Here is an 18,063-nt window from a genome sequence, read left to right on the forward strand (position 1 = left end):
TTTTATTTTAAGACACCGCTATACAAAATGCTTACTTCTACCTCGGGCTTAAATTTTACTTTTGCATAATCTTTATTCCAATTTTTTTTCTTCCATAAGTCAGGGTGATAAGCAATGAGATGTCTACCAATTCCGAAAGCATCACAATTTGCTTTTTGTAGTTTGTTTGTTATTTTTTTTGCTTCTTTCGTAAGTTGCTTTGATAATTCCTTATTTAGTTTTTTTCTGGCGTCCATTTTATAAATATTATCTCTTGGGGCTTCAAGTGCTATTACTTTTAGTTGGAGCTTAATATGAGCATAAACATTTCCTTTTTTATCTGTTGTTATTTTTAAGTCTCGTTTTAACTTTCGATTGCTAATTTCCATTGTTAAATAATCAGATGTCTTCTCAGATTCATCATTAGTAAGTTTTTGGGTTATACGGGCACTTGTTCCCATTTTTCCGGTTAATAATACGAATAAAACAGATTGTTTCAAAGGTAAATGCCCAGTTAATTTATCTTTGTTAAATAAAGCTAATCCGTTTGTAACTACTTCTTTTCCTTTTATTTTTATAGAAGGGAGGGTAAAGTCTTTACCGGGATCTAACATTTTTGTAGCAGCTGTTTCTAAAGTTTCTTTTGGAAATACACTCATATCTTCTAAGCTTTTCACTTTTTTCTTTAGAAAATCTCCAATTAGTAAATTTCCTACTTTCTTTTTTTCTAGTATCTCGGACGTTTCACCATCTACTGCAATAAGTTTTACTAAAGCAGTTGGGTTTGTTGGATCCCGAAAACTGACATCTAAATAGGGTAGTATACCTTTTTTTAGAATTTTGGTTCCTAGTAATTGAACACCATATTTGAAATAGCGAATGTTCCCGGTCACATTTTTTTTTAGGGCATCGCTTGTATCCCTTATGTTATGCCCGGTTGCTGAATGTATTTCATTCTCGAATGAAGATTGCTCTCCGCTTGAACTTTTTACGAGTTCAAGCGTTTGCTGAAGTTTATTCTCTTCCGTAATATCATATCCAATACTATAAGCTAATCTCGCTTCTCTTAATGGTTCTTGATCCCAACAGCCAGAAAGGAGGGAACTAGTACATAATATAAAAAGTAATTTAACTTTTTTTTTGAACATACTGTTCTCCTTTCTTCTTTCTTATTACTGAATAAAGTAGAAATAAAAAAGGGAGGACAACGATGAAAATATAGGTGAACTTATCAGTGAAAGTTGAAATTATTTTTAATTCTTCAGGTGTATCTATAAATAAGGCTACACTAAAAGCAATAATACCAACGATTGGAACAGCCTTTTTATGATTAGCAAGATTGAATATATGTCCAATTCCGATAGAAGCTGCACAGTAATAACTAGCAATAGAAGCTACAACAGTTATCATCCAAATTGGTATGAATAGTAAATCAGTTCGGTCTATAATCCCGATATGCAAGGAGCGTAATAAGTAAGCAACTGGTTCTGGAATAAGCTCAACTTGTTTTGGACTAAATACGATAAAGCAAATCCAAACAGTAAAAGTATAAAAAAGTGTTACAAATCCATTAGCGATAGAAATGGCCTTCAGTTTTGCGACAGAGCTCCCGTTTACTTTTGGAAAAGCGATGAGAATAATTTCAAAACCATACATGGCTGTAATTGTTTCTTTCGATGCTTGAATAATATTCCACCATCCAGCCTCTGTAATGGGGAAAATATAAGAAAAATCAGCCCGGGAAAGCCCTAGGGCAATTAAAAGTGCCATAGGTAAAATGAGAATAGAGGCCATGACATAAAATCGTACGATGACTTTAAATGTATTATAAGCTACATAACAACAAGCTATTGTAAATAGGATGAGAATGGCAGACCAAGGAGTTGCCTGTAATATCCAAACTTTAATGACATTACAAGCGTTTAACATAACCGTCATGCCGATAAGAGTAAAATAAAAAACATAAAGAAAACCTAATAGTTTTCCAAATTTATTACCAAATAGCATACAAACACTTTCATACATATCTGCATCAGGAAATCGTTTTAAGAAAAGCCACATAAGTAAAATGATTAGTTGAATTGCCAATCCAGCGATGAGTGCAGAAATCCAGCCGCCACCTTTAGCAATTGGATGAAGGCGGTTTGGTAGAGAAAGTATGCCCACTCCGATTTGGCATTGAATAACGAAAAAGGTAAATTGAACTAGCGTGATTTTACTTTGCGTGTTTGTCACCGTCCTCATCCTCTCTCGTTACATGTTGTCGTTGCATTTTTTTCGGTTTTGGATCATGAGGTCGTTCCCAAAACGACCAAATTGGAAGTCTTACGAAAGAATCTTTCATATCCTTTATCCGCATTGGTGCAAGAGGAGAAAGGTATGGTGTATGAAAAGAATGAAGCTGACATAAGTGAACGAAAGTTATAATTAGACCGAATGATATCCCTACATATCCGAATATGGCAGCAAGAATCATTAATGGAAAACGAAGAATTCGAACTGCTGAACTCATATCGTTTGATGGGACTAGAAAAGATGAGATTGCAGTTAAAGCTACAACGATAATCATTGTGTAAGAAACGAGTCCAGCTTTTACAATCGCATCCCCAATTACTAAACCACCTACAATACCGATTGTTTGTCCAACGCGGCTTGGCAGACGAATACCAGCTTCCCGTAATAACTCGAAAATTAACTCCATTAAGAGGGCTTCAAAAATAGGAGGAAGCGGTACTTTCTCTAATGAAGCTTTAATTGTATACACAAGTTCGAGTGGCAACACATCAGGATGAAAAGCGACAGTTGCAATATATAAAGCTGGTAAGAGAAAGGCAATTAAAAAACTTACTAAGCGAATCATTCGGACGAAAGAACCGACAATCCAGCGGTTATTATAGTCATCTGGTGATTGATAGAAAGCGAATAATGTAACAGGTACGATGAGTGCTGTTGGATCTCCGTCAGATAAAATAGCAACTCGTCCTTCCATTAAATTTGCTGCAACTCTATCTGGACGCTCTGTATTTAATTGCTGCGGGAAGGGTGAGAAAGACGTATCCTCTATAAATTCTTGTATGTATCCTGGAGGCATAAGTGCGTCCGTTTTAATCGTTTCTAACCTTCTTTTTACTTCTGTAACGAGATCGTCATTCGCTATGTTTTGCATGTAAGCAATTGCCACTTTCGTGTGCATTTCTTCACCAAGTGTGAAATATTTAACGACGACATTTGGACTTTTTATGAGTTTACGAATAGAAGCTAAATTGGTTGCTAAATCTTCTATAAAACCAGTATGCGCTCCACGTACAATACCTTCATTATCAGGTTCTGTTATATCTCTCTTTAAAGATAAAGCCGTTTCGAAAATACAAAAACTGTCGACATGTTCATGAAAATATAAGGATTTTCCTTGTAATAAAAGCTGTACCCCATAATTCAAATTCGTTTCTTTTTTCATATTTAATGTGGAAAAAGCTTTATCTATAGACAAATCAGACCGCGTTAATAATGGCTCAAGAGCTAATTGATGAATTAAATTTGGATCTGATAAAGATTCTATATATAAGATCGTTCCTTTTCCATTTTGAAAAGGTATATCTAATTTTTTTATATCATCTGAGTGATAGAGCTTATTTTCAATGTAATTAATATTTTCCGGAAGTGATGGAAACATATGCTTTTGGTTATTATCTTGTTGTGAACTTTTTTGTTCGGTCATACTTTCCACTCCTTTACATTGAAATTATTTCTGTTAATTTTTGCTTTTTGTGAGAAAATTATGCTTGGATTATTTGAAAAAAGTAAGCTTGAAGTTTATGTTCAGTTAGCTTTTACGCGCTATTCAATTTCATAGCAGTACTTCTAGCATTTATGTAGAATTAAGAAGATATATAGGAGGGATATAGATGGAAATAGCTGTAGAACGAGTTTTTACAAGAGAGATTTTAGCAGGGGCAGCAAAGGCATTTCATGTAACTGTGGAAGAAAAGCCACTTGGAGACTTTGAAAATTATATTTTTAAGGCGAAGGGTGATAGTAGTGAAGAGTATGTATTACGTTTAACCCACTCTTCTCATCGTTCAAAAAAAGAGGTAGAGGCTGAACTAGATTTTTTACGATATGTTGCGGAGAATGGGGCGAAGGTAGCAGGACCTCTTTATTCACCTTCTCAAAATCTTGTAGAAGAAATCGGGGCAGAGAATGGAACTTTCTTTTTCGCTTCCTTATTTACATATGCAAAAGGTGAGCAAGTAAAAGGAGAAGAATCGCCTTATTGGGGAGATGTTTATTTTGAAGCATGGGGAAAAGCGATTGGACAACTGCACCGCCTAACAATGAACTATCCTAAAACAGACTATCGTGATACGTGGGAAGAAGATGAAAGTGGAATTGTTAATGAATTAGAAGATGATCAAGTGAAAAAGATTGCAGCGGTATTAATGGATGAAATAAAGGCTCTTCCAATTGAAAGAGAAACGTTCGGCCTTATGCACGGTGACATTCATCCTGGTAATTTTCATTATGATGGAAAAGAGCTAACAATCTTTGATTTTGATGATGCAGCTTATAATTACTTTATACATGATTTAGCGATGGTTCTCTATTACTCTGTTTTATTTACACCGTGGACAGTGGAAGAGAAGACTGATTTTGCTCGTAAGCAGCTACAAGTGTTAAGAAAAGGGTACGAATATGAACATCAGCTGGCGGATAGTTGGTATGAATCGTTACCGCTATTTTTACGCTTACGCGATATAGGTTTATATGGCACGCTGCAAAAGAAGTTTAAGGGGAAAGATATGCCAGATAACTTCCGGAAATTATGTGAAGAATTATATGAAAGAATTATAAGCAAAGAAGCAATTGTGAATATATAATACATTTTGTTCAAAACAAAGTATATAAAACAAATATATACTTTGTTTTTTTATACAAAAATATGTTTGTTTTATTAAAATAATATTGTCATAGATTCGGTATACATTTATAATTTTTATATATTCTGAAAATTCTTTATAAAGAAGGAGGGGGAATATTGGAAGCTATCGTAAATTGGATAAATAATATTGTTTGGAGTCCAGCACTTGTTTATTTATGTCTAGGAGTAGGGTTATATTTTTCCATTCGAACGAGGTTTTTACAAGTAAGGCATGTAGGAGAAATGGTGAAGCTGACATTTAAAGGAGAAAAATCAGAGGCTGGTGTTTCTTCGTTCCAAGCGTTAGCGCTTTCGTTATCAGGACGCGTTGGGACAGGGAATATCGCTGGGGTAGCAACAGCGGTTGCATTCGGTGGACCAGGAGCTGTATTTTGGATGTGGGCAGTAGCCTTTTTAGGAGCAGGATCAGCTTATGTAGAATCAACACTCGCGCAAATATATAAGACGAAACATCAAGGACAGTTTCGTGGTGGACCTGCTTATTACATTGAAAAAGGTTTAGGTGTGAAATGGTATGCATTAGTATTTGTTGCAGCGACAATTATTGCAACGGGGCTTTTATTGCCAGGTGTGCAAGCAAATAGTATTGCCGTAAGTTTAGAAACAGCTTTTGGAATTAACACTACCGTATCAGGGGCTTTATTAGTTGTTGTATTAGCTATTATCATCTTCGGTGGCGTAAAGCGAATCGTTAACGTTGCACAAGTTGTCGTACCGTTTATGGCAGTTGGTTATATTTTAGTAGCTTGCGTTATTGTTGCTATGAATATTGAAAAATTGCCAGAAGCATTTATGTTAATTATAAGAAGTGCTTTTGCATTAGAAGCGGCTTTCGGTGGTATTATCGGTTTAGCAATTTCTTGGGGAGTAAAACGTGGTATTTATTCCAACGAAGCAGGGCAAGGGACTGGACCACATGCAGCAGCTGCTGCGGAAGTATCACATCCAGCTAAACAAGGTTTAGTGCAAGCATTTTCCGTTTACATTGATACATTATTTGTTTGTTCAGCAACAGCATTTATGATGATTATTACAGGCATGTATAACGTGTTTGATGCAAGCGGAAAAAACTTTATCGTAAATAAATTAAATGGTGCTCAGCCAGGACCAGGATATACACAGGCAGCGGTAGAATCTGTTTTTCCTGGATTTGGAAACGGTTTCGTTGCAATCTCGTTACTATTCTTTGCATTTACAACAATTATGGCGTATTACTACATTGCAGAAACGAATATCGCGTACTTAAATCGAGATAAAGACCGCCCTTGGCTGTCTATGGTACTAAAGTTTGTATTTTTAGGAGCTGTATTCTACGGCTGTATAAAAACAGCAGCAACGGCTTGGGCTTTAGGTGACATCGGTGTAGGAATTATGGCATGGGTAAATATCATTGCGATTTTACTATTACAAAAACCTGCATTAGTTGCATTAAAGGATTATGAAAAGCAGAAAAAGGAAGGAAAAGATCCAGTATTTGATCCAGGGCCATTAGGAATTAAAAATGCTGATTTCTGGGAGCATGAATACGGGAAAGATAAGAAAGAAGAAGTATCTTGATAGAATAGAAATGGAGAAGCAAAGGGACAATCCCTTTGCTTTTTTTATGGGCAAAATGAGGCTGGAAGTTATTTTTTTGCCTATTTTTGAATATAAAAAGAATGTACATGCTTTGTTAGGGGAAGGGGGGGAGTATGTTGATAGAGTTTCGTAATGTAAATAAATATTATGGTACCTTTCAAGTTTTAAAAGATATTAATGTACAAGTGAAAAAAGGTGAAGTGGTAGTAGTTGTTGGGCCGTCCGGATCAGGAAAAAGTACGTTGTTACGGTGTATAAATCAGTTAGAGACAATTACAAACGGAGAGTTAATTGTACAAGATACGGAAGTACACAATGCAAAAACAGATATGAATGAATTACGCCGAAATATTGGAATGGTCTTTCAACATTTTTATTTATATCCACATAAAACGGTTCTTCAAAATATTACACTAGCACCGATTAAAGTAAATAAAGTTTCAAAAGAAGAAGCTGAGAAAACAGCGATGTTTTATTTAGAGAAGGTAGGAATCCCGGAGAAGGCTAGTGTATACCCACATCAACTATCTGGAGGACAACAGCAAAGGGTAGCAATTGCTAGGGGGCTCGCAATGCAGCCGGAAATTATGCTATTTGATGAGCCTACGTCTGCCCTTGATCCAGAGATGATCGGAGAAGTACTTGATGTTATGAAAACGCTAGCTAAAGAAGGGATGACAATGGTCGTTGTCACGCATGAAATGGGATTTGCACGAGAAGTAGCAGATCGGATTTTATTTATGGATGATGGCCAAATTATTGAAGATACAACACCGGCGCAATTCTTTGCGAGCCCTGAACAAGAAAGAGCACGCCTATTTTTAAGAAGAGTGTTAAATCATTAAAGGGGGAATTTCATGCTTAAAATGAAAAAGTTATTTACGTTAATCGTATTCTCATGTTTATTCGTACTTGTCGTTGCTGGATGTGGAAGTAAAAAAGATGAGGCGAAAGAAACGAATACGAAGCAAGGCGGGGCTGTGGAGCAAATTAAAAAGCGCGGGAAATTAGTAGTTGGGGTGAAGAATGATACGAACTTATTTGGATTGAAAAATCCTTCAACAGGGCAAGTAGAAGGATTTGATGTTGATATCGCAAAGGCGCTTGCGAAAAAAATCCTTGGAGATGAAAAGAAACTAGAATTAAAAGAAGTAACGTCTAAAACGCGTATTCCACTACTGAAAAACGGTGATATTGATGCAATTATCGCAACAATGACAATTACGGAAGAACGTAAAAAGGAAGTAGATTTTTCGGATGTATATTTTAAAGCGGGGCAATCGTTACTTGTGAAAAAAGGAGTCGATATTAAAAGTATTGATGATGTGAAAAAGGGTGTGAAAGTGTTAGCGGTAAAAGGTTCAACGTCTACAAATAATATTCGTCAAAAGTCACCGGAAGCGACTGTATTAGAATTTGAAAATTATAGTGAGGCATTTACGGCGTTAAAAGCAGGAAAAGGCGATGTTTTAACGACAGATAATGCAATTCTTTACGGCATGGCAAAACAAGATTCAAATTATGAAGTTGTAGGGAAAATTTTCACGGATGAACCATACGGAATTGCAGTGCAAAAAGGTGCAGGTGATTTAACGAAAGAGATTAATAGCTTGCTAAAAGATATGAAGGCGAACGGGGAGTACGACAAATTGTATGAGAAATGGATTGGGCAAAAGCAAGAGTAGTAAAGTAATATTTAAATTAGTGGAGCTGCATTCCCATTAATAAATAGCAAGAGGATGAGGGATGCTCATCCTCTTCTTGTAAAGAAAGAGGGGAGAATATGTGCCTGATTTTTCTATATTAACGAATAACATTGATATGTATTTAGAGGGCTTTAAATATACAGTTATGTCTAGTGTAATTGCGTTAATAGGCAGCTTTATTTTGGGAGTAGTTTTGGCTGTAATGCGTATTGCACCTATTCGTATTTTAAATTGGATAGGATCAGCTTTTGTAGAGTTTGTAAGAAATATTCCACTCGTATTAATTGCATTTATATTTTATTTCGCTTTACCTGTAATAGGAATTACTTTAAATGGTTTTGTAGCAGGAACAGTTACGCTTACCGTATATACGGCAGCATTTATTGCAGAAGTCATTCGCGCTGGTATTTTATCAGTTGCAAAAGGTCAAATGGAAGCGGCGCGGTCTTCAGGATTAACGTATGTACAGGGAATGTATTATGTTGTCTTACCTCAAGCGATGAAAATCGTAATCCCTCCTCTAGGAAATCAATTTCTCAATTTAGTAAAAAACTCTTCCATACTCGGAATTATCGCTGGTATGGATTTAATGTATCAAGGAGACTTAATTTCAACGAAGACGTTTGTTACGTTCGATGTGTATATATTTGTCGGGATGTTTTATTTAATATTAACAATTCCGCTCAGTATGCTAGTGCGTTATTTAGAAAAACGCTTAGCAAAGGAGGCGGTTTAAATGGACTTTAAGGGAGCAATTACAGGAGATCATATTCTGTTTTTATTAAAAGGATTACTCATAACGTTAGAGGTAGCGCTCGTAGCGATTGTACTTAGCTTTATTATTGGTAGTGTAATAGGAATATTGCGCTATATGAAAATCCCTGTCGTCTCACAAGTATTAGGAATTATCGTTGAAGTGATTCGAAACTTACCACTACTATTAATTATATTTTTCACGTATTTTGCACTTCCAGAAGCAGGCTTGAAATTAGAAATTATAGCAGCTGTAATTGTTGCTTTAACAATATTTGAAGCAGCAATGATATCTGAAATCGTTCGAAGTGGCCTATTATCAATTGAAAAAGGGCAGATTGAGGCCGCAAGATCTTCAGGATTAACTTACGTTCAAGCGCTTTGGCACATTATTTTACCACAAGCATTAAGAAGAATGGTCCCGCCGCTTGTTAGTCAGTTTATTTCATTGCTGAAAGATACAGCATTAGCAGTTGTTATATCATTGCCAGAGCTTATGCATAATGCTCAAATTATTAGCGGACAGAATGTAAATTATATGATTCCAACGTTTATAGTAGTAGCTTGTATGTACTTTATCGTAAATTATAGTTTATCAATTTTATCGAGAAGATTAGAACTTCGTTAACCTTTACAATATATGTAAAGGTTTTTCCTTGTTTAACCTTATTTTCCTCTAATTAGAATCTAAATCTCGCGATAATTCGATTTTTTATATTATTTTATCAGAAAAGTTTTAATTTTATATAGAAATTGTAACCGCTTTCGTGTATATTTTTATTATCAGAAAATTTTAACAAGATATAGGGGTATCGGTAGGGGGAGGATTTAGATGCAGCAACCAACAAATGAGAAATTACATCGTACGATGAAGAGTAGACATTTATTTATGATCGCATTAGGTGGTGTAATCGGAACTGGTTTTTTCTTAGGTTCAGGTTACACCATTAATCAGGCTGGACCAGGGGGAGCCATCCTTTCATATTTAGTAGGCGGATTTATTATGTATTTAACAATGCTTTGTCTTGGAGAGTTAACGGTAGCAATGCCAGTTTCAGGCTCTTTCCAAAAGTATGCGACGAAGTTTATTGGACCAGGAACTGGGTTTATGATTGGCTGGCTATATTGGCTTGGCTGGGCAGTAACAGTAGGACTAGAATTAACGTCAATCGGTTTAATGATGAAAAGATGGTTTCCGAATGTTGATGTTTGGGTATGGTGTCTCGTATTCGGCGTTATTTTATATGCTTCAAACGCTATCTCAGCGAAGAGTTATGCTGAATTAGAGTTTTGGTTCTCTAGTATTAAAGTAGTTACAATTCTTGCGTTTGTTGTTCTTGGTGGTAGTGCATTATTAGGGTTTATATCATATGACGGAAAAGAAGCAGCACCTCTTTTCTCTAACTTTGTAAGCGATGGCGGATTATTCCCGAATGGACTAGCTGCTGTATTACTTACAATGATTACAGTTAACTTCTCGTTCCAAGGAACAGAGTTAATCGGGATTGCAGCGGGAGAAAGTGAAAATCCAGAAAAAACAATTCCACGTGCGATTCGTAATACAGTATGGCGTATTATGTTATTCTTCATTTTAACAATGACAATTTTAGTAGGATTAATTTCTTGGAAAGAAGCTGGCGTAATTGAAAGTCCATTCGTAGTCGTATTTGATAAAATCGGTATTCCATACGCAGCTGATATTATGAATTTCGTTATTATTACAGCGTTACTATCTGTAGCGAATTCAGGATTATATGCGGCAACTCGTATATTATGGTCACTTGCAAATGAAGGAATGGCACCAACTTCTTTCAAAAAAGTAAATAAACGAGGTATTCCAATTACAGCGCTAGTCGTAACGATTGCGGTAGCAGGGTTATCTTTATTCACAAGCTTCCTTGCAGAAGATACAGTATACATGTATTTATTATCTATAGCTGGTTTATCAGCTGTATCAAGTTGGATTATTATTGCTCTATCGCAACTTCGCTTTAGAAGTCAGTATATAAAAGGCGGAGGAAAGTTAGAGGACTTAAAGTATAGAACACCACTATATCCAATCGTTCCTATTTTAGCTTTAATTACAAATAGTATCGTTGTTATTAGTTTAGCGTTTATTCCAGAACAAAGAATGGCGTTATATTGTGGTATTCCATTTATCATTTTCTGCTACATATATTATTATATGAGTAAGAAACGGAAGAAACCGATGAAAGTGGAGATGGAAAATACAAATGAAACTAACAATCAAACACGATGATATAGAGGCAGATTTATCGTATGGTCCATTAGCGATTGGAAAAGAAAACGGGTATTCACCGTTACAATTACTCGTTTCTTCTATCGCAGGATGTAGTGCAATTGTCTTTCGAACAATTTTAGAAAAGAAACGTATTACATACGATACGTTTACAATTGAAACAGAAATTGGTAGAAGTGAAGCTTTATCAAAACCAGTTGAAAGTGTTCATTTGCACTATAAAATTAAAGCGCAAAACATTACAGAAGAGCAATTGGACAAGGCGCTGCAACTTGCAGTGAAAAATTGCACGATTGTTCAATCGGTAAAAGATAGTATAAAGGTCACGGAAACAATTGAATTAATAAAGTGAAACATAAAAACGTGAGAATACGGCTCTCACGTTTTTATGTTTTTAACAGAGGGGGAAGTATTATGGACTGTTTAGGCTGTAAATTAGCAAACGAAGAGGAAAAAATATATAAAGTATATGAAGATGAGTATGTAACATGCTTTTTAGATCATGAACCTTTCTATCCAGGACATACTTTAATTGTGCCAAAGCAGCATGTTGTAGAAGTGGACGAATTAGATGATGTTATAGCGAAATCAATTATGGATGCTTCTAAGCTGATTGCAAAAGCGATTAAATCATTATATAAACCAGATGGAATTACAGTTTGTCAAAATGGTGGAATCTTTAATGAGTTAACGCATTACCATATGCATGTCGTACCGAGATATAAAGAGCGCTCGTTTGCCGAGTTTTATATGGTACAGCTAGGAGAGAAGGAGAATTATAACTTGGAAGAGACAAAGCATTTGTTAAAAGAAGCGATAGAGCGAATACTGCTTACTGAATAGGCGTAAGAGGGATGTTCTTAATGGAACAGTCAGGAAAATTCTAATATAAAAAAGCCCAGTTTCTCAGTTAAAATAGAGGAATTGGGCTTTTTATATTCTATTATTAAATTTTATATATAAAAAGATTTTGTAGTGTCACAAAGTATAGCGCTCATTCGTTATATAGAGTGAGAGGAGGAATTATATGAAAGTTACAAACAACGATTATGAAAAGATGGAAGAGCTATACGAGTTGTATGAACAAAAAATTTATTATGTAGCTTATTCTATTTTAAATAATATTCAGCAGGCTGAAGATGCGGTTCAAGAGACGTTTATTACTCTTTATAAAAACTTGGAAAAGCTCCATAGCTTGAGCATTGAAGAGCTTAAACGCTACATTTTGAGGGTCGCGAAAAACAAGGCGATTGATAGTTACCGGAAAAATAAACGACATGAAACATTTTTAGCAGAATATGAAAGAGAATCAACAGAAGCAGTAGATGAAAATATTGAAGAGTGGGAAAAACGTAAAATGTCTGAGGTTCAAATTGATACATTGCTAAAAGAGTTAAATGAATCTAACAGACAGGTGTTTAAGTACAAAGTCTTCTATAACTTAACGTATCAAGAAATTTCAAGTGTCATGGGGATAACGGAGGCAAATGTCCGTAAACAGTTTGAACGCGCTCGAAAGCGAGTCCAAAATATGATAGGAGGTATACAACATGACGAATTCAAAGAACTCCAAAGAAATATATGAACTTGCTGAAAAAATTGCTTTAGATGATTTTGATAAATCCGAAGAACAACATGAATTTTCACATACATATACGCGCAAAAAGAAATTGTTTATGGAGGAAATGAAGCTGAAAGATGGACAACCGCAGAAAAAGCGTAAAAGACATCGTATGTTAATCGCTGCTGCTTGCTTATTGATTGGTATGCCGACAACTGTTTTTGGTGCAGTGAAAGTCTATAATATGATTGTTCAAAAACAAAATTACGAAGTAAATGTTTCCTTAACAAATAAGGATTCGAAAAAGAGTGATCAGTGGTATAAGTTGAAGGTTGGTAAATTGCCAGAAAATATGGAAGCAATTGATGACAGTGCTATGAAATATTCATTTAAAGATAACTACGCAAAGGGTGGATTTTCATTCGTTCTTTGGAGAGTAGGGGAGAATTCAGATTTTCCAACTCTGTACTCGAAAAGTTATGAAGAAAAAGAGATAAATGGTAAGAAGGCAGTAATTGTCCATAGAGACACTGGTAATAAAGATTTAACAATGAACAGAGTGGTTTTTATATTCTTTGAGGAAGAAGGAATTATGTTACAAAGTTATATTGGAAACGATATAAACGAAGAACAAATGATAGATGTGTTAGGGAGCATTTCACTTGAGCCTACGTCAAAAGAAAAGTCATCACATATAAGCGATTATGATAAAAAGTATTTTAGCCAAGAAGGTAAAACAACTAAGGTAATTCCTTTGAAAAAAGATAGCAAACGACTATTTCATATAGGGCAAAAGGTTCCAGTAACGATATCTATGAATAACAGCCAAATTGAATATGTGATAGAAAAAGTTGAAGTTTTTGATTCAATTAAAGATTTTAAGCAAGAAAACTTTAACGAAATGGGATTAGGGAGACTAAGCGAGAATCAAGCTTTGGATCAAGCGGGACAATTGATACCATATAGGCGGGATGAATATAAAGTTGGAAATGGTAAAGAGTCAATTGATAAATTGATCGAGTGGAAATTAGTTCACCCTAAATTTGTCTACCTGACAACAACAGTGAAAAATATAAATAAAAAGGAGATAGAAGAAATTTATATGCATCCATCCATACAAGTGCTTCAAGGGAAAGGAAATGCATGGAAGTACGCTGGGAAAAATGGAATCGCAGAAAAAAATATTATGACAGGCGAAGTTGATTATTTAGAACCTCACGGAGAGGGGAAAAGCTTTTACAATATTGGCAGTATTCGACCAGGAGAAACGGTAAAAGTTAACGTAGGTTATTTTGTAGATGAGGATAAACTAGATTCAATCTTTCTGGACGCTTTCAATTACAGAGGGAGTGGCGACACTGAAAATATGAATGCGAAACATCGTTGGTGGTTTGATATTCGTCAATAGTAAAAACAATAGGAACAACTGAACCAAAAAGCTGCTTATATTTAGCAGCTTTTTTAGTCTTCATACATATGTAAAACTTCTTTTGCACGTATACGTAAACCATCTATTAATTCTTTCGGTTCTAACACTCGTGCGTCTTTCCCAAGTCTATAAAATAAAGAAGTAATAAAGTTAATTTCACCTTTATCAATTGTTGAATGTATATATCCTGTCCCGTCTTCGTTTACTACCACGAATTCTTCAAGGTAAGGAACGCTTTTACATTGGCGCACGCCTTCTGCTGTTAATGAGACATGTAACTGGGTAGGAATGTGTACTACGTTAGAGCTCGAATCGAACCATTCTTCTAAATTCATGAACGTATCTTCATTTTCTTCTGTTGATAATATAGAAAGAATACGATCAACGCGATACAGTAATACTTTTTTTCTGCTGAAGTCATAGGATGGTAAGTACCATAGCCCATCATGAGCGTATACACCGATAGGATGAACATGTTTTGTTTTTATCCCCGATTTAGATTCATATTGAAAGTGTAAATCTTTATTTTCAATAGCTGCGGTTAACACTTCGTTTAAAAGAGGTGTATCAATTGCTCTCTTCGGATTCCAAAAAGCAATATAAGAGCGTATTTTATCAACTTTCGCTTTCGCATCATGTTGTAGAGAGCTATACAGTTTATGCGTAACGGAATTGATTTCTGTGTTAAATGGTAAGTCTCTGTAGTAGCTTAAAGACTGAAAAGCAAAAAAGATGGATACTGCTTCTTCTTCGGTGAATAAAATAGGCGGAATGACTTTATTCGTTAATACTTTATATCCTCCATTACGACCTTGTTCTGCGTAAAGGGGTAATCCCATATCGCTTAAATCTAAAATATATCTATGAACAGTACGAACGGAAATATTAAATTCATCAGCTATTTCCTGAGCTGTAAATGTTCTTTTCGCAGAAGCGAATATAAGAATGTCTAGTAAACGTTTTGCTTTGGACAACTATCTCACTCGTTTCTTTTTTTAATATGACATGAATTGTCATGTTTTAAGGTTAGTATAGTGTGTATAAGGTGATTTTATCAATATACGTTGTAAGGAGGAAAAGAGATGTCACGTGAAGTTGTTTTATTTATAGCCGCTAGTTTGGATGGATATATTGCGAAAGAGAATGATGATTTAGAGTGGTTAATGGAAACCGAAGGAGAGGGAGATAACGGTTATACAGAAATGTATGAAACGATTGATACAATAATTATGGGAAAACGAACGTATGATTATGTAGTAGAGCATACAGAAACATTTCCGTACTTAGATAAAGCATGTTATGTTTTTTCTCGTTCAGAAAAAGGTTCAGACGGAAACGTGGAGTTTGTAAATGAAGATGTAGTGGAGTTTACTAAAAGGTTAAAAGCACAAGAAGGATCTAAAATATGGATGGTTGGTGGAGGAAGTTTACTGAGGGAGTTCTTTAAGAATAATCTAATTGATGAATATATCGTTACGATTACACCGCATATATTAGGTTCTGGAGTTCCGTTATTTCAAGACAAGAATCCAGAAATTAATTTAACTTTAACGGATACGAAACGTTTTGGGCAATTTGTAAATTTATATTATAAAGTAAAATGATAAAGAAACACGACTACCATCAGTAGTCGTGTTTTTGTATAGATGGTAATGAAATGATAAAGCAAGACCCGTGATCGACTTCGCTCGTTACAGTAACATTCCCGCCGTGTAGTTCTACAATTTCTTTTACGATAGATAGCCCTAAACCAGTCCCGCCTGTAGCTCGTGATCTTGCTTTATCAACTCGATAAAAGCGGTCGAAAATGTGAGGGACGTCTTCAGGCGGAATACCTTCGCCTTCATCTTCAATTGTAATGGAAATACGTTTATGTTCTTCTGTAACAGAAATATTTATATGAGAATGTTCTTTTGAATGTCTATAAGCGTTATTTAAAATGTTTATTATAACTTGTTCAAATCGCTGTTCATCTAAATTTACTAGCAATGTAGGAGGACAAGAGAAAGAAACTGTAATGTATCTTTCTTTATACATGGCATTTACTTTTTTGGCTATGCGAGTCAGGATTGTGTGTAAATGCACTTCCTTTACTTGAATAGAAAAATTATGTTGTTCCATTTGTGCAAGTGAAAATAAATCTTGAACTAAGTTCGTAATATAATCAGACTCATCTTTTATAATAGATAAATATCGCAAACGTTGCTCAGGAGATGTGGTTTCTTTTAAAGCGATGTCAGCATAACCTCTTACGTATGTTAACGGTGTTCGTAATTCATGAGCAACACTTGCTAGAAATTCACTTCGCTCTGTTTTCATATAATGTAAATCATTAGCAAGCGTTTGAATAGACGATGCTAGTTCACCAATTTCGTCATTTCGAGTAGTCGTTAACGAAACAGATAAATCGCCTTTACTCATTTTTTCAGTGGCATGTTTCATGTGTAACAATGGTTTTGTTAACAACCGTGATAATAGAAAGATGGTGATGACTGTTAATAGAAACGTAATGACTCCGGCAATAATGAATTGTCTCGTTAGCCCGTTAACCATTCCCTCGATTGATTCCGTTCCGAGAAACATATATACATAGCCTTCCGTTTTTCCAGCCACTACAATAGGGCTAACTGTACATATATAATTAGATGTTTTCCAATGATTCTCTATAATTGCTCCATCATGATCTGTCCGTGTTTGCATCTTTTCAATATGCTTTTTTATCGTAGTATTTATTTCATTGGATTTAGCTAGCACATCCTTATTTGCATTTGTAATAACGACAGTGGTTTCGGCTTCGGATTCCATTAGTGCAACATGGGAGATTGTTTGTTTATCAAAATACTTTTCAAGGACATCTCGGTGACTATTTCCACGCTTTAATAAAGCCGTCATTTCTTCATTTACTCTATTGTTGACAAGGCTATAATAAAGCAAGACAAATAGAACACTTTCGATTAAAAGTGTAACAATTAAAAAATAAAATCCGAGTTGAATAGAAATTCGCTTCATCGTTTTGCTCCTTACTCTAGAGTATCAACCCATCGATACCCGACTCCGTAAACAGTTTTTAAATGGTGATCAATAGGGAAATTTACTTTTCGTAATTTATCACGCAAATTACGAATATGTGAATCGACTGTTCTATCTTCTGTATTTGTATTTAGTCCCCAAATTCGTTCAATGAGCTGATCACGGCTTAATACGTAGTTCACATGACGTAAAAATAATCCGAGTAAAGAGAATTCGATTGGAGTGAGAAGAAGCTCTTCATTATCGACAGAGATGAAATGCTTTGCCTCATCCCATAAAATACCGTGATATTGGATTTGCGCGTGTTGATTCGTTCGCCTTAAAACAGCTTCAATTCTTGCGAAAAGCTCTTCTTCATGGAAAGGTTTCGTTACGTAATCATCCGCTCCAAGTTTTAACCCTTGAATGACATCTACTGTTTGATCACGGGCCGTTACCATAATGATAGGAACGTTACTAAAGGATCGAATTCTTTTGCACGTTTCCCAACCATCAATCTTTGGCATCATGATATCGAGTAAAACAAATTTGAAGTTTCGATTTTCTATATGTGAAATAGCTTCTTCCCCGGATACTGCACATACGCAGTTGTATCCGATTGGAGTAAGATAAAGCGTTAATAATTCAAGCATTCTCGGCTCATCATCTACGAGTAGTATATCGACCATAGAGTACCTCCGCATTTGTTGTTATTACTTAAATTGTAAGTCAAAATCATGAAGAAATGGTGCAGATTATTATGCATCTGCATAATTTCTTCAGAATTGCTTGTTATTGTAAAGTTGAAATTCCATTTTAGGTAATCATATTGGCTCGAAAACGATTTAT

General features: G+C 35.3%; 19 protein-coding genes. 13 read left to right on the forward strand and 6 right to left on the reverse strand.

Features of this window, described 5'->3' with window-relative positions; all coding sequences use genetic code 11:
* Nucleotides 1-2 precede the first annotated feature (2 nt).
* Genes gerKC through gerKA form a run of 3 tightly spaced genes read right to left on the reverse strand, consistent with a single transcriptional unit; the run spans nucleotide 3 to nucleotide 3,697 of the window.
* Nucleotides 3-1,127 carry a spore germination protein GerKC gene (gene gerKC, locus BAQ44_RS04445; RefSeq protein WP_071720984.1) on the reverse strand — a complete coding sequence of 375 codons (1,125 nt, stop codon included), beginning with the start codon at nucleotides 1,125-1,127 and terminating at the stop codon, nucleotides 3-5.
* The gene (locus tag BAQ44_RS04450; protein ID WP_071720986.1) at nucleotides 1,108-2,214 is read right to left on the reverse strand and encodes a GerAB/ArcD/ProY family transporter; all 1,107 of its coding nucleotides are present in this window, start codon (nucleotides 2,212-2,214) and stop codon (nucleotides 1,108-1,110) included. Before BAQ44_RS04450 ends, gerKC begins: the two co-directional genes overlap by 20 nt.
* Entirely contained in the window at nucleotides 2,195-3,697 is a 1,503-nt protein-coding gene (gene gerKA / locus BAQ44_RS04455) for a spore germination protein GerKA (protein WP_071720989.1), read from the reverse strand. Before gerKA ends, BAQ44_RS04450 begins: the two co-directional genes overlap by 20 nt.
* Before the next feature lie 187 nt (nucleotides 3,698-3,884).
* Between gerKA and BAQ44_RS04460 the strand changes: the two genes are divergently transcribed.
* The 12 genes from BAQ44_RS04460 to BAQ44_RS04515 all read left to right on the forward strand — a co-directional run bounded on the left by BAQ44_RS04460 (nucleotide 3,885) and on the right by BAQ44_RS04515 (nucleotide 14,184).
* Complete coding sequence (locus tag BAQ44_RS04460; protein WP_071720991.1) at nucleotides 3,885-4,856, forward strand: phosphotransferase enzyme family protein; 972 nt, start codon at nucleotides 3,885-3,887, stop codon at nucleotides 4,854-4,856.
* Nucleotides 4,857-5,014: 158 nt separating this feature from the next.
* Nucleotides 5,015-6,475 carry an alanine/glycine:cation symporter family protein gene (locus tag BAQ44_RS04465; protein ID WP_061676365.1) on the forward strand — a complete coding sequence of 487 codons (1,461 nt, stop codon included), beginning with the start codon at nucleotides 5,015-5,017 and terminating at the stop codon, nucleotides 6,473-6,475.
* Nucleotides 6,476-6,485: 10 nt separating this feature from the next.
* Entirely contained in the window at nucleotides 6,486-6,629 is a 144-nt protein-coding gene (locus tag BAQ44_RS31755) for an amino acid ABC transporter ATP-binding protein (RefSeq protein WP_249024721.1), read from the forward strand.
* Nucleotides 6,610-7,341, forward strand: coding sequence for an amino acid ABC transporter ATP-binding protein (locus tag BAQ44_RS04475; protein ID WP_063261635.1), 732 nt, complete (start codon nucleotides 6,610-6,612; stop codon nucleotides 7,339-7,341). Before BAQ44_RS31755 ends, BAQ44_RS04475 begins: the two co-directional genes overlap by 20 nt.
* Nucleotides 7,342-7,353: 12 nt before the next feature.
* On the forward strand, nucleotides 7,354-8,181 hold the full coding sequence (gene glnH, locus BAQ44_RS04480) for a glutamine ABC transporter substrate-binding protein GlnH (RefSeq protein WP_071720995.1): 828 nt from the start codon (nucleotides 7,354-7,356) through the stop codon (nucleotides 8,179-8,181).
* Nucleotides 8,182-8,281: 100 nt separating this feature from the next.
* Nucleotides 8,282-8,938, forward strand: a complete 657-nt coding sequence (locus BAQ44_RS04485; RefSeq protein ID WP_063261579.1) for an amino acid ABC transporter permease — start codon at nucleotides 8,282-8,284, stop codon at nucleotides 8,936-8,938.
* Nucleotides 8,939-9,583 (forward strand): amino acid ABC transporter permease, encoded by a 645-nt coding sequence (locus tag BAQ44_RS04490; RefSeq protein ID WP_063261578.1) that lies wholly within the window; start codon nucleotides 8,939-8,941, stop codon nucleotides 9,581-9,583.
* A gap of 204 nt (nucleotides 9,584-9,787) precedes the next feature.
* Nucleotides 9,788-11,215 (forward strand): amino acid permease, encoded by a 1,428-nt coding sequence (locus tag BAQ44_RS04495; protein ID WP_061676360.1) that lies wholly within the window; start codon nucleotides 9,788-9,790, stop codon nucleotides 11,213-11,215.
* Nucleotides 11,190-11,567 carry an OsmC family protein gene (locus tag BAQ44_RS04500; protein WP_000778827.1) on the forward strand — a complete coding sequence of 126 codons (378 nt, stop codon included), beginning with the start codon at nucleotides 11,190-11,192 and terminating at the stop codon, nucleotides 11,565-11,567. The genes BAQ44_RS04495 and BAQ44_RS04500 overlap by 26 nt, the downstream gene beginning before the upstream one ends.
* 11 nt (nucleotides 11,568-11,578) lie before the next feature.
* Complete coding sequence (locus BAQ44_RS04505) at nucleotides 11,579-12,058, forward strand: HIT family protein (RefSeq protein WP_071720997.1); 480 nt, start codon at nucleotides 11,579-11,581, stop codon at nucleotides 12,056-12,058.
* Between the two features lie 184 nt (nucleotides 12,059-12,242).
* Nucleotides 12,243-12,800: an RNA polymerase sigma factor gene (locus BAQ44_RS04510; protein ID WP_071721000.1), complete on the forward strand. Its 558-nt coding sequence runs from the start codon at nucleotides 12,243-12,245 to the stop codon at nucleotides 12,798-12,800.
* Nucleotides 12,766-14,184 (forward strand): anti-sigma factor, encoded by a 1,419-nt coding sequence (locus BAQ44_RS04515; RefSeq protein ID WP_071721002.1) that lies wholly within the window; start codon nucleotides 12,766-12,768, stop codon nucleotides 14,182-14,184. The genes BAQ44_RS04510 and BAQ44_RS04515 overlap by 35 nt, the downstream gene beginning before the upstream one ends.
* Nucleotides 14,185-14,237: 53 nt before the next feature.
* Here the strand turns inward: BAQ44_RS04515 and BAQ44_RS04520 are convergent, their stop codons facing one another.
* On the reverse strand, nucleotides 14,238-15,179 hold the full coding sequence (locus BAQ44_RS04520) for a helix-turn-helix transcriptional regulator (protein ID WP_071721004.1): 942 nt from the start codon (nucleotides 15,177-15,179) through the stop codon (nucleotides 14,238-14,240).
* Between the two features lie 108 nt (nucleotides 15,180-15,287).
* On the opposite strand from BAQ44_RS04520, the gene BAQ44_RS04525 reads away from it, so the two are divergent.
* Complete coding sequence (locus BAQ44_RS04525) at nucleotides 15,288-15,809, forward strand: dihydrofolate reductase family protein (RefSeq protein ID WP_071721006.1); 522 nt, start codon at nucleotides 15,288-15,290, stop codon at nucleotides 15,807-15,809.
* A 19-nt stretch (nucleotides 15,810-15,828) separates the two neighbouring features.
* Here BAQ44_RS04525 and BAQ44_RS04530 read toward each other — a convergent pair whose 3' ends face one another.
* Nucleotides 15,829-17,214 carry a sensor histidine kinase gene (locus BAQ44_RS04530; protein WP_071721008.1) on the reverse strand — a complete coding sequence of 462 codons (1,386 nt, stop codon included), beginning with the start codon at nucleotides 17,212-17,214 and terminating at the stop codon, nucleotides 15,829-15,831.
* 11 nt (nucleotides 17,215-17,225) lie between these two features.
* Nucleotides 17,226-17,903, reverse strand: a complete 678-nt coding sequence (locus BAQ44_RS04535; RefSeq protein ID WP_063261571.1) for a response regulator transcription factor — start codon at nucleotides 17,901-17,903, stop codon at nucleotides 17,226-17,228.
* Nucleotides 17,904-18,063: the final 160 nt, after the last annotated feature.

Origin of the sequence: Bacillus mobilis (genome assembly GCF_001884045.1) — a bacterium.
GTDB lineage: Bacteria > Bacillota > Bacilli > Bacillales > Bacillaceae_G > Bacillus_A > Bacillus_A mobilis.

What these genes read in the sequence shown, in the direction of transcription:
- gerKC (WP_071720984.1), bottom strand. Translation starts at nt 1,127, where the DNA reads ATGTTCAAAAAAAAAGTTAAATTACTTTTTATATTATGTACTAGTTCC.
- gerKA (WP_071720989.1), bottom strand. Translation starts at nt 3,697, where the DNA reads ATGACCGAACAAAAAAGTTCACAACAAGATAATAACCAAAAGCATATG.
- BAQ44_RS04460 (WP_071720991.1), top strand. Translation starts at nt 3,885, where the DNA reads ATGGAAATAGCTGTAGAACGAGTTTTTACAAGAGAGATTTTAGCAGGG.
- BAQ44_RS31755 (WP_249024721.1), top strand. Translation starts at nt 6,486, where the DNA reads ATGGAGAAGCAAAGGGACAATCCCTTTGCTTTTTTTATGGGCAAAATG.
- BAQ44_RS04475 (WP_063261635.1), top strand. Translation starts at nt 6,610, where the DNA reads ATGTTGATAGAGTTTCGTAATGTAAATAAATATTATGGTACCTTTCAA.
- glnH (WP_071720995.1), top strand. Translation starts at nt 7,354, where the DNA reads ATGCTTAAAATGAAAAAGTTATTTACGTTAATCGTATTCTCATGTTTA.
- BAQ44_RS04490 (WP_063261578.1), top strand. Translation starts at nt 8,939, where the DNA reads ATGGACTTTAAGGGAGCAATTACAGGAGATCATATTCTGTTTTTATTA.
- BAQ44_RS04495 (WP_061676360.1), top strand. Translation starts at nt 9,788, where the DNA reads ATGCAGCAACCAACAAATGAGAAATTACATCGTACGATGAAGAGTAGA.
- BAQ44_RS04500 (WP_000778827.1), top strand. Translation starts at nt 11,190, where the DNA reads ATGAAACTAACAATCAAACACGATGATATAGAGGCAGATTTATCGTAT.
- BAQ44_RS04510 (WP_071721000.1), top strand. Translation starts at nt 12,243, where the DNA reads ATGAAAGTTACAAACAACGATTATGAAAAGATGGAAGAGCTATACGAG.
- BAQ44_RS04515 (WP_071721002.1), top strand. Translation starts at nt 12,766, where the DNA reads ATGACGAATTCAAAGAACTCCAAAGAAATATATGAACTTGCTGAAAAA.
- BAQ44_RS04525 (WP_071721006.1), top strand. Translation starts at nt 15,288, where the DNA reads ATGTCACGTGAAGTTGTTTTATTTATAGCCGCTAGTTTGGATGGATAT.
- BAQ44_RS04530 (WP_071721008.1), bottom strand. Translation starts at nt 17,214, where the DNA reads ATGAAGCGAATTTCTATTCAACTCGGATTTTATTTTTTAATTGTTACA.
- BAQ44_RS04535 (WP_063261571.1), bottom strand. Translation starts at nt 17,903, where the DNA reads ATGGTCGATATACTACTCGTAGATGATGAGCCGAGAATGCTTGAATTA.